Source organism: Gandjariella thermophila (assembly GCF_005405885.1).
Lineage (GTDB): Bacteria > Actinomycetota > Actinomycetes > Mycobacteriales > Pseudonocardiaceae > Gandjariella > Gandjariella thermophila.
The window spans coordinates 1-9902 of sequence record NZ_BJFL01000069.1 but is presented as its reverse complement, the minus strand read 5'-3'; the positions used below and the strand labels follow the sequence as shown (position 1 = coordinate 9902).

Annotated in this window: 9 protein-coding genes, 1 tRNA gene and 2 pseudogenes; 4 read left to right on the top strand and 8 right to left on the bottom strand. The window is 68.7% G+C overall.

Going from position 1 to position 9902, the window contains the following annotated elements; genetic code table 11:
• Window positions 1–269 precede the first annotated feature (269 nt).
• From FFT21_RS27600 to FFT21_RS30930, 3 genes and pseudogenes are all read right to left on the bottom strand, one after another.
• Entirely contained in the window at window positions 270–1226 is a 957-nt protein-coding gene (locus tag FFT21_RS27600; protein ID WP_192909798.1) for an Ig-like domain repeat protein, read from the bottom strand.
• A 238-nt stretch (window positions 1227–1464) separates the two neighbouring features.
• Complete coding sequence (locus tag FFT21_RS29380; protein ID WP_192909800.1) at window positions 1465–1797, bottom strand: hypothetical protein; 333 nt, start codon at window positions 1795–1797, stop codon at window positions 1465–1467.
• Window positions 1798–1807: 10 nt separating this feature from the next.
• Window positions 1808–2196: pseudogene (locus tag FFT21_RS30930) on the bottom strand (transposase); the annotation flags it as partial.
• On the opposite strand from FFT21_RS30930, the gene FFT21_RS29375 reads away from it, so the two are divergent.
• Window positions 2122–2379 (top strand): hypothetical protein, encoded by a 258-nt coding sequence (locus tag FFT21_RS29375; RefSeq protein WP_192909799.1) that lies wholly within the window; start codon window positions 2122–2124, stop codon window positions 2377–2379. The pseudogene FFT21_RS30930 and the gene FFT21_RS29375 overlap by 75 nt on opposite strands.
• 89 nt (window positions 2380–2468) lie before the next feature.
• Here the strand turns inward: FFT21_RS29375 and FFT21_RS27585 are convergent, their stop codons facing one another.
• From FFT21_RS27585 to FFT21_RS27575, 3 genes are all read right to left on the bottom strand, one after another.
• Window positions 2469–3383, bottom strand: coding sequence for a COG4705 family protein (locus FFT21_RS27585; RefSeq protein WP_192909797.1), 915 nt, complete (start codon window positions 3381–3383; stop codon window positions 2469–2471).
• 639 nt (window positions 3384–4022) lie between these two features.
• The gene (locus FFT21_RS27580; RefSeq protein ID WP_137816844.1) at window positions 4023–4970 is read right to left on the bottom strand and encodes a M48 family metalloprotease; all 948 of its coding nucleotides are present in this window, start codon (window positions 4968–4970) and stop codon (window positions 4023–4025) included.
• Window positions 4967–5410, bottom strand: coding sequence for a BlaI/MecI/CopY family transcriptional regulator (locus FFT21_RS27575; RefSeq protein ID WP_137816843.1), 444 nt, complete (start codon window positions 5408–5410; stop codon window positions 4967–4969). The genes FFT21_RS27580 and FFT21_RS27575 overlap by 4 nt, the downstream gene beginning before the upstream one ends.
• Before the next feature lie 103 nt (window positions 5411–5513).
• Between FFT21_RS27575 and FFT21_RS27570 the strand changes: the two genes are divergently transcribed.
• The 3 genes and pseudogenes from FFT21_RS27570 to FFT21_RS30135 all read left to right on the top strand — a co-directional run.
• Window positions 5514–6155, top strand: coding sequence for a DedA family protein (locus tag FFT21_RS27570; RefSeq protein WP_137816847.1), 642 nt, complete (start codon window positions 5514–5516; stop codon window positions 6153–6155).
• A gap of 42 nt (window positions 6156–6197) precedes the next feature.
• Complete coding sequence (locus FFT21_RS27565) at window positions 6198–7145, top strand: undecaprenyl-diphosphate phosphatase (protein ID WP_192909796.1); 948 nt, start codon at window positions 6198–6200, stop codon at window positions 7143–7145.
• 506 nt (window positions 7146–7651) lie between these two features.
• Window positions 7652–7780 (top strand): annotated as a pseudogene (locus FFT21_RS30135) (XRE family transcriptional regulator); the annotation flags it as partial.
• Window positions 7781–8382: 602 nt separating this feature from the next.
• Here FFT21_RS30135 and FFT21_RS27555 read toward each other — a convergent pair.
• Window positions 8383–9642: an IS701 family transposase gene (locus FFT21_RS27555; protein WP_371856875.1), complete on the bottom strand. Its 1260-nt coding sequence runs from the start codon at window positions 9640–9642 to the stop codon at window positions 8383–8385.
• Between the two features lie 73 nt (window positions 9643–9715).
• Window positions 9716–9777: transfer RNA gene (locus tag FFT21_RS27550), tRNA-Arg, on the bottom strand.
• Window positions 9778–9902: the final 125 nt, after the last annotated feature.

Below are 9902 nucleotides of genomic sequence, written 5' to 3'. Positions count from 1 at the left end.
AGAACTGGAAGATACTTGCCACCGGCTTTCGAGGGCGCCTCGCCGAGCTTCCGAATGTCATCCGAATCGTCACCGCACTGGAGTTCTACCGACTTGGCTGGTAAGGGCTCTGAATAACGCTCTGAGAACTGAATAAACTGGTCATCGCCCCGCCCACGAAAAATCCGACACTCTCGCAGAGCGCCGGTTTCCGGCGACCCATGGAAAGGCAGTGGGCCGCCGGAGACCGACGAAACGGCGGGGTTAGTTCATGTTCTGGACGACCGGCCTCACAGGCCGGTGCACTGCCCGCTGCGGGTGCCGCCGACGGTGTTCGGGTTGCCGTCGTTGGTGGGGTTGTTGGCCACCGTGGCGCCGTTGACAGTGTTGCCGAAGCAGCCCAGGTTGCCGCGGATGGTGTTCGCTTCCAGTTCCGTGGCGGTGGGCTCCGGTGGGGTGGCTGCGGTCGTGGTGTCGTTGTTGTTCACCATCACATTGCCGCCGACCTGGTTCGCGGAGAACTCCAGGCTGCCGGTGTTGTTGGTCAGGGTGGCACTGCCGGCGATGCGGTTGCCCCCACAGGCCGAGCCGGGGTCGTCGCCGGCATCCCCGATCAGCACCGCCCCGTTGACCCCGGTCACCGTGAGGTTGCCGCCAACCGACGTGGTGCACACGAGCACGCCCGTGCCGCCGGTGACGGTGACGTTGCCGGTGACCTGGGCACCCTGGGCGTTGAGCGTGCCCCCAGTGACGGTGACGTTGCCGAACACCCGCGAGCCCGGGGTCAGGCACAGCGAACCCGAGGTGGTCACGTTGCCGAACTGGACTCCGCTGATCGTCTGGGTGCATGGCGGCGGATTGCCGGTGGTCACCGTCACCGTGGTGGTGCCCACCGACGGCAGACACGAGATGCTCGCGCCGTCGTAGACGGCATAGATGGTGTGGGGCCCGGTGACGGTAGGCGTGAAGGTCTGCGGGAACGCGGTGGTCGACATTCCGTCGCTGGTATTCGTCAGGGGAACAGTTCCCAGAAATGTTCCGGGCATCGGTGGTGGTCCGTCGAAGAAATTGATCGAGCCGGTCGGCTCCGCCGGCAGAGCATCGCAGATGACGGTTGCGGTCAAGGACACCGTATTGCCGGCCGCGGTCGTCGCTGGGCTCGCATTCACGGTTGTTGTTGTCGGCGTTCCCTGGCGAGGTTGCGCTTGGCGTTGCTGGATGCCGTGGTGGTCAACGGTGCCAGCCATGGCCGGAGACGCTATCGCCACCATGCTGCCCAACGCAGCGAGCGCTATCGCGACGTGGCGCCCAAGCCGCCAGCCTTTCCGATTGTTCACCGCACTCTCCTGGTTATATTTCGGTAGCATTTCTGCTTGGATCTTCTGCCTCTCCAAAGGTCCTACGGCGCTGTGCCGTGGCAGCTCAAGAGCCGCCCGTGCAGAGATGACCTTTCGGCGGACAAGGTTCACCCGCGGGATGGCCTGGTCACGCAAGAGGAAGCGCCTCGGGTTCGATGGGCCGCTGGGGGCCTTGATCGTGAAGGGCGCGGCGCGGGGCTATCGTCCCGGCTGTGGCGAGGTTCGCCGCGATAGGGGTGTTGACGTGCCATTTGGCGATCCGCGCCGGAGCCAGCCGGCGGGACTCGGTGACTGGTTTCTCCCACGGACGGCGACAGTCCTCCACGATGGAGCGGGCCAGTGGCAGTTGCGTGTGGACGGTCAGGATCAGCCAGGTCCAGCGATCGGCCGATTCCGGGGCGCCCAGCTTCGGGCGGGTCCACCTGAGGGTCTGCTTGAACAGCCGGAAGGTGTGCTCCAAAGATCGGAGAGTTCATCTCGGCCACAACTTTGTCGGTGATCTTGGAGATCAACTCGCGAGACACGTCCACGTCGTAGATCTCCGTCAGGTGCTTCTGGATCTCGCCCGTGGTCGGCCCCTTGGCATACAGGGAGATGACCGACTCGTCGAAACCCTCGACGCGGCGGGCGTGTTTTGGCACGATCCGCGGCTGGAAAGTCCCATTCCCGTCGCGCGGCACGTCGATCCGCACCGAGCCGATATCGGTGTGCACCGTCTTCTGCGACCGCCCGTTCCGCTCGTTTCCCATGCCCGACCGGCCGGATCCCCTTTCTCGTAGCCGAGGTGCTCATCCAGCTCCGCGGTCAGCGTCGACTCCAGCACGGTTTTCGTGATCTGCGCCAACAACCCGCCGGGGCCGCCCGGATGCTCACTGGCCATGACAGCAGGCAGGGGATTCGTCTGCCCGTGACCACTGTCGGAGATCGCATGTCGATGACCGACCACACCCGGGCCTCCGGCGCGGGTGGCCCCGGTGTCATCATGGGCGGCGTCGTGTCGGGCCGCCCGCCCGATTCGGCGGGCGACCCGACACGAGGCTGAGTGTCGGTTGGCCGCGGCGAACCGGAGCGCTTGGCGCACGGATATGAGGCGGGGAGGCGCGCGGCGCGCCAGGAAGGCTCCGGAGGCCCTCAGCCTTCCTGCTCGGCGGGCTCGTTGAAGCGAAAGCGCGTCGGGTCGCCTGCGCCGGCGTTGTTGGCGAATTCGGTCGCGCGCGCGGTGTGGGTGACCACGGCGCCGTTGGGCTGCTGCGGTTCGCCGGTGCGCCGGTTGTGCGGGTAGGGCAGCGGCTCGAGCGGGCGCCGGCGAATCCGGACCGCCTGGTAGACGATCAACGCGACGAGCAGCGCGGCGAGCGCCACCGAGCCCCACAGGGTGCCCCAGCCCAGGCCGCCTTCGTCGACCGGTTTGGTCAAGGCGTCGCCGCCGGCGGCGCCGAGCGGGCGGGTGAGGATGAACGCCAGCCAGAACAGCACCATGCCGTTGATCGTGGTCAGGTAGTGCGCGGCCACGATCATTACCATGATCACGGCGATGACCAGGAAAGCGTTGCGGAAGCCGAGGCCGGTGTCGTCGGAGAGCCAGTCGCCGCTGGAGGTGCCGAGGGTGTTCGAGGCGAGGATCGCGATCCAGTAGAGGATCTCGCCCCGGCGGCTGGTGATGTTCTCCACGTCGTAGGTCTGCCCGGTGCGCCACCACACCAGAAAGACGACCCCCAGGACGGTGGTGAGGATGGCCGCGCCCGTGGCGTAGCCGACACCGTCGGGTTCGCTGCCGTGGCCGAAGCCGCGGTTGAGGAAGTCGGAGATCTCGGTGCCGACCATGCTCGTGCCCAGCACCACCGTCCAGAACAAAGCCGGGTGGAACCGTCGGGCTTTGACCTGGGCCACCAGGACGGCCAGGAAGAAGAGGAGAAAGATCAGCGCGGTGGTGACGTAGCCGATCTTGAAGGTGATGCCCAGCAGGTCGCCGGCGGTCTCGCCCAGGGTCACCGCGACGATCTTGAGGATCCAGAACAGCAGCGTGACGTGGGGAAGTTTTCGCATCACGTAGCGGGCCGGTTGATGCGGTGCTTCGGGGCCAGCGGCCTCCGGCACTGACGGGGTCATCGTTCTCCAATCGACGTGGATGCCGCAATCGCGAGCAACTACACAGGTTGATGGTGTACGCCACGTTCGTGCGGTTGTGCGGGTGTTCGATGTGACACATATGGGTGGTGTCTGTGGTGGGGTGGCTCCGCGGTGGTCACCGGGGTGTCACGCGGGCTTGCAGCCATGTCGCGAGGCTAGCGATTGGCCCGTATGCCGCGGTGAAGAATCGCTCGCCTATTTGGGTGGCAATGTGCCCTGCATTTGCGCAGTCCAAAGATGAGTGCGTCTGACTGTCGATTGAGCAGCCTGGGCTCTCGTCCGGGTCGAATGCTGTTTGATTCGCCCGTGTTTGTCCAGTCAGCGCGGGCGGGTGAATAACCTACTTCGCCTGGCAATATTTCTCGCCCGGAACGCAGACCGCTCGGACCGAGGCTGTCCATCGTGGGCCCCGGTACTCATCGACGTAGCCCGGTGCTCGCCATCATCACTACCGCCGCCAGGTGAGCGTGTTCGTCGCTGCCGAACTACCCGTGACGTTCATGGTCGCCGTGGTGCCACTGGCGCCGACGGCAAGAGGGGCGCTGGTGGTGTTGGTCAGTGGGTGCTGATGAGGGTGTGTTGTTCGGCGCGTTCGAAGGTGGTGTGCACGGTGAGCGCGGTGGTGGCGAGGCTGGTCAGGAGGGCGACCAGGAGTAGGCCCATCATGGCGAAGGCGATCCGGGGATGCGGTTGGGATGGGGTGGCGAGCAGCGCGGCGACGCGGTCGGCGGTGCCGTGGTCGGCGCCGCCGAGTGCGAGCCTGGGCGTGGCGGCGTTGGTGCGCTGGGCGCGGGCGCGGGCGAGGCCGGCGCGGGCGATGGCCGCCGCGACGGTGCGCCGGTTGCCCACCGCACGGACGGCATCCTCGTCGGCCCAGCGTTCGATGCCGTGCCGGACGATGGCGACCAGGGGGCGCAGCAGCGGGTTGGCGGTGGCGGCGATCCGGGTCAGCTGCAGGTAGAGGTGGTGGCGGTGGCGTAGGTGGGAGTGTTCGTGGGCGTAGAGCACGCGTTGTTCCTCAGGGCGCAGGGCGCGCAGCATCGCGGTGGTGATCACGATCCGGCCCTGGATCCCGGCAAGGGTGTAGGCGTCGGGGATCTCGTCGTCGATTACGGTCGAACCCTGCGGAGGCAGGTTGCGGGCGAGGTGTTCGGCGTGCAGCAGTGCCCGGCTCGTGGTGAGGACCCGCCATGCCGCGCTGCCGGCGAGGACGCCGACGATGATGCCGGCGGTGAGTCCGAGTGCGGTGGGCACGGGCAGCAGGTGGCGCAGGATGGTGGGGGACCAGTGCCCGGTGGCCGCGAGCGGGTTTTCCCGCGCGGCGACGGCGAGGGCCAGCGCGCAGAGCATGAAGCCGAGGCAGGCGGCGGCGGTGAGGGCGGTCGCGGTCAGCAGCGGCACCAGCGCCGCGGGTGGCAGGCGCCGGCCGGCGTGGCGGGCCGTGATGGGCAGCACCAGACTGGCCGCCACCGCCACGACCACTCCGGTCACCACGATCGTCATGGTTGGTCCGGTGGCTGGTTGCGGTGGTCGAGCTGGTGCAGGATTCGGGTGAGTAGCTGTTCGTCGGTGGGGTCGAGTTCGGCGACGAACCGGGTGAGCACCTCGCCGCGGTCAGTGCGGCCCTCGAGCAGTTCCCGCATGCGCCGAGCCACGATCGCATCCTCGACCGCCTGCGGGGGCGCCGCCACCGTGTAGGCGAAGGCCTTGCCGCGGCGCTGGCGGTTCAGCGCGCCCTTGCGGTGCAGCCGCGCCAGGGTGGTCATCACGGTGGTGTAGGCGGACGTGCCGCCCAGCCGCGCCTGGACCTCGGACACGGTCAACGCCTCGGCAGTGTCGGCGAACAGGGCCAGCACGGCCGCCTCCAACGCACCGCGGTCCCGCCGCCCACCGGAAGCGGCGGTGACGGTGGCATCGTCATCCGGCGCGTCACGCTCGGGCATTGGTGCCCCTCACCCTCCGATTACTATTATCCTGATAGTAGTTCTCACGGGCGCCAGCAGGATCCCGCCCGACTCCCAACCTGGAGCAGCCACTGTGACCGCCATGCTCATGCGGGCGCCGACGCTCGCCGTCAACCTACTCGACCCGCACAGCCTGCTGGCCGCCCTCGGTGCGCTCGGCGTCTTCCTGGCGCTCTTCGCCGAGACCGGTCTGTTGATCGGGTTCTTCCTGCCCGGGGACTCGCTGCTGTTCACCGCTGGCCTGCTGTGCGCGACGAGCGCGACGGCGACCGTGCACCTGTCGCTGCCCACGGTGCTGCTCGCCGCGGTCGCCGGGGCGCTGACCGGGGCCCAGACCGGCTACCTGCTGGGCCGAAGTGGTGGCCATGCGCTGCTGGCCCGGACCAACCGCCCGCGGGTGCGGGAGGCCACCGAGCGCGCCCGAACCGTCTTGGATCGCTATGGGGCCGGTAAGGCGATCGTGCTCGCCCGGTTCATCCCGCTGGTGCGGACCGTGCTCAACCCGCTGGCCGGCATCCTCCGCGTGCCGGCGCGGGTGTTCACGCTGTGGCAGGTCGTCGGCGGGTTGGTGTGGTCGCTGGGAATCCCGCTGGCCGGGTATGCCCTGGGCAGCCGGGTCCCGAACATCGACCAGTACCTGCTGCCGATCATCGCCGTCATCGTGATCGCCTCGCTGGTGCCGGCGGCCCTGGAACTGCGCCGCGCCCAGCGCGTGCCCCGCTGATCACCTGCTCCGTTCCCGTCACCGGAAGGATCCGGATCACTCGTGAGTCACCTGAGCTATCTCGAGGCCATCGTGGTGGGCGCCTTCCAGGGTGTCACCGAACTGTTCCCCGTCTCCAGCCTCGGCCACTCCGTGCTCGTCCCCGCCCTGGTCGGCGGCCGGTGGGCGGCCGATCTGAACGTGTCCACCCCAGAATCGCCCTACCTGGCGTTCATCGTCGGCCTGCACGTGGCGACCGCCGCTGCGTTGCTGCTGTTCTTCTGGCGCGACTGGGTCCGCATCCTCGGCGGCTTCGTGTCTTCGGTGCGCCACCGGCGGGTGCGCACGCCGGCGGAGCGGTTGGCCTGGTTGATCATCGTCGCGACCATCCCGGTCGGCATCTCCGGCCTGCTGCTGGAACACCTGTTCCGCACCACGCTGGGTCGCCCGATCCCGGCCGCGGCGTTCCTGCTCGCCAACGGCCTCGTGCTCTACGCCGGGGAGCGGCTGCGCCGCCGGGCCGAGACCGCCGCCGGGGCGGCCGAGGCCACCGACGCGCTCCCCGCCGCCGATGGCGCGGACGCGCCCGGCGCCGCCCAGGACGCGGGCGCGGCGGCCGACGCGCGGTTGTCGCGGATGTCGGTTGGCCGCGGCACGCTGATCGGCTCGGCGCAGATCCTCGCCCTGCTGCCCGGGATCAGCCGCTCGGGCATCACCATGGTGGCCGGGCTGCTGCGTGGACTGTCGCATGAGGACGCCGCCCGGTTCTCCTTCCTGCTGGCCACCCCTGTCATCCTCGCCGCCGGGGTGTTGAAGATCCCGGACCTGTTCGGCCCGCTCGGCGCCGGCATCCACGGCCAGGTACTGGCCGGCAGCATCGCCTCCTTCGCCAGCGCCTACCTCGCGGTGCGCTACCTCACCCGCTACTTCCAGACCCGCACGCTCACCCCGTTCGCGGTGTACTGCGTGCTCGCCGGCGCGGGCAGCCTGGCCTGGCTCACCCTCACATGATCGTCGACACGGCGGCGCAGTGTCCGCATGGCCGCCGGGACGTCGTCGGGTTGTGCAGAGGGGAGAACCCGGGCAGCGCCGACGGGACGGCTCGATGGCGTTTTGGCGTTGCGCCGCGCGTGCACCGTTCCCGGCCGCCACGGCCGCCGGTGGGGACACCGTGCTGCCAGAACGCAGCTCGTCCATTGCCGGGTACCTGCTGCGCATCCACAGTCACGATCGCGGATCAGGTTGCACCTCCGGACTGCCCGGAATCGGGGCCGGGAGGGCCGGAGGAGCGCGATGTCGTCGGGGGACGCGTCGCGCGGCGCGGGAGGGCCACGGTGCGCGGGTAGCACCGTGGCCCTCCCGCTGCTTCGGTCGAAAGGGTCGCGTGATCAGTCTTGCGTTGCGTCCGTTGTTCCTGGTGGGCGCCCGGGCGGAGCGGCCGCCACCACCGCCCGGCGCCCGACCACTACCGCGGACCCTTGGGGCCCAGCTCACGGGTGGAGGCAGCGACCGTGCAGATGAACCCGGCGACCTATCAGCGCGTCCTGGGAGAGCAACTCCGGCGTCTTCGCACGCAACGGGGCTGGACACGCAAGGACCTGAAACGGCGGCTGCAGAGCGATATCTCCCTGCAGACGCTGACGACGTGCTCCCACCGACGGCAGACGGCCCGCCGGTGATGATCACCGCGGGCCTTCTGACCAGCACATATGCCTGGTGGGCGATACTGGGATTGAACCAGTGACCTCTACCGTGTCAACGTAGATCTAGATCTGCCCTGATGCGATGGAGGAGCGGGGCCTCCGCTCCTCCATCGCATCAGGGCGGAGCCGTTGGGTGATGTCGGACGCTGTTCGGTGCGGTTGAGCGCACGCGGATGCTCCCAATTTGCTCCCATCGCCATGCTCCCAGGTGGACGGTGCGGCTGCCGAAGGTGACGATTGGTGTGCGTTCGCGTCCCCGGGGCGGCACGTGCAGGATGCACACGGATTCCGACTCCGCCCAGCCGCCCCGGCTGGCTCGTACAGGTAGCACACTGTTCGAGGAGAAGCTGCTGGTCATCGAGGCGCGTGCGTCGTTGGTGATGGAGCGCCGGAAGCGGGGGAGCGGTTAGTAGGGCTTTGTTAGGTGCTGTTGAGCTGGGGTTTCTGTTCGCGGGTTCGGGCCTGGACGGGTTGTCGGCAGGTGTGGCAGACCCCCGTCCAGACCGCGAGTAAGGCCTGGAGTTCGCGCAGGACCGCGTAGAGGGTCAGGCCTGCGCAGGGGCTTTTGGGGTGCGTCGGAGCCGGGTGCAGATCGCCTGGGCCAGAGCGGTCAGGGTGACGTGCCGGTGCCAGCCGATCCAGCTGCGGCCCTCGAAGTGGTCCAGGCCCAGGCCGTTCTTGAGTTCGCGGTAGTCGTGCTCGATGCGCCACCGTATCTTGGCCAGTCGCACCAGGTCCCGCAGCGCGATGTCGGCGGGCAGGGTCGAGAGCCAGTAGTCGGTGGGCTCGGGTTCACCGGGCGGCCACTCGGCCAGCAGCCAGCACTCCGGCAGGCTGCCGTCGGCGCCGCGGGGGATGTTGCGGTTGGCCGGACGCACCCGCAGCGCCAGGAAGCGTGACCGCATGCTCGCGGTCGGGTTGCTGGCGGACTTGCGCGATCCGTGCCGCCACACCACGTACCGACCCGCTGACCGTCCGGCGTCGGTGACCAGGGTCTTCAGATCCTGAGGCTTGTCGGGGTAGCGCGGCAGCGGTGGGCGCCCGTTCCCGCGGTAGGCCGGTGTCACCGGCACCGCGTGGGCCGGGTGCGCGGTCGCGGTCGGACTGACCGCCAGGACGTAGACCAGGCCGCGTTCGGTCAAGCCGAGCCGGAACTCCGTGGCGTCGCCATAACCGGCGTCGGCCACCACCGGGCGGGCCGGCAGGCCCCACTCGGCGGTGACCTCGTCGAGCATGTCCAGCGCCAGCCGCCACTTCTCCCGATGCCGCACCTGCTCCGGGATCGCACTACGAGCCCGCCTGCGCCGGATCCCGGCCGCCGTGTCCGGGTCAGTGGTCTTCTCCTCGTCCCAGGACTCCGGCAGGAACAGCCGCCAGTCGATCGCGGCGGACGCCCAGTCGGTGACTGCGTGCACGCTCACCCCGATCTGGCAGTTCCCGGTCTTGCCCAGCGCCCCGCAGTACATCCGTGCCACACCGGGGGAATCCTTGCCATCCTTGGGAAACCCGGTGTCGTCGATCACGAGCGCCCGCGGGTCGATGAACTCCTGCGCCCACACCGCCATCCGCCGCCGGACCTCGACGTGGTCCCACGTGGAGGTGCTCACGAACTGCTGCAACTGCTGGTGGTCGACCCCGAGTCGCTCGGCCATCGGCTGCATCGACTTACGCTTGCCATCCAGCATCAACCCGCGCAGGTAGAGCTCGCCCTTGGCCCGCTGGTCACGCCGTGCGAACCCGCCGAGCATCTGCCCGGCGAACTCTTCGATCAGGGGGCGGATCTGATCCATCTCCTCCGGAGTCACACCCGAAGAAGATCACATCCCGATCAACCACCTAACAAAGCCCTATTAGTGGCGTGCGCAGGTTCGAATCCCTGGCAGGATTCGAACCTGCGCTCCCGCCTCCGGAGGGCGGTCGGCTCACCAAGCTGTTCACCCTCCTGATGGCATGAAGGGGCGGGGCCTCCGTCCCTCGTGGTCCCGAGCGGACACTCGGGTTCTCACGTCAACGCACGACGAAGGAGGCCCCTTGTGTCCGAGTATGACGCGACGCAGGTCGTGGG

Bases quoted from the DNA above. Each gene is read 5' to 3' on its own strand.
- FFT21_RS27575 (WP_137816843.1), bottom strand. From the start codon at position 5,410: ATGCCCGAGCGTGACGCGCCGGATGACGATGCCACCGTCACCGCCGCT.
- FFT21_RS27570 (WP_137816847.1), top strand. From the start codon at position 5,514: ATGCTCATGCGGGCGCCGACGCTCGCCGTCAACCTACTCGACCCGCAC.
- FFT21_RS27585 (WP_192909797.1), bottom strand. From the start codon at position 3,383: ATGCGAAAACTTCCCCACGTCACGCTGCTGTTCTGGATCCTCAAGATC.
- FFT21_RS27580 (WP_137816844.1), bottom strand. From the start codon at position 4,970: ATGACGATCGTGGTGACCGGAGTGGTCGTGGCGGTGGCGGCCAGTCTG.
- FFT21_RS27600 (WP_192909798.1), bottom strand. From the start codon at position 1,226: ATGGCTGGCACCGTTGACCACCACGGCATCCAGCAACGCCAAGCGCAA.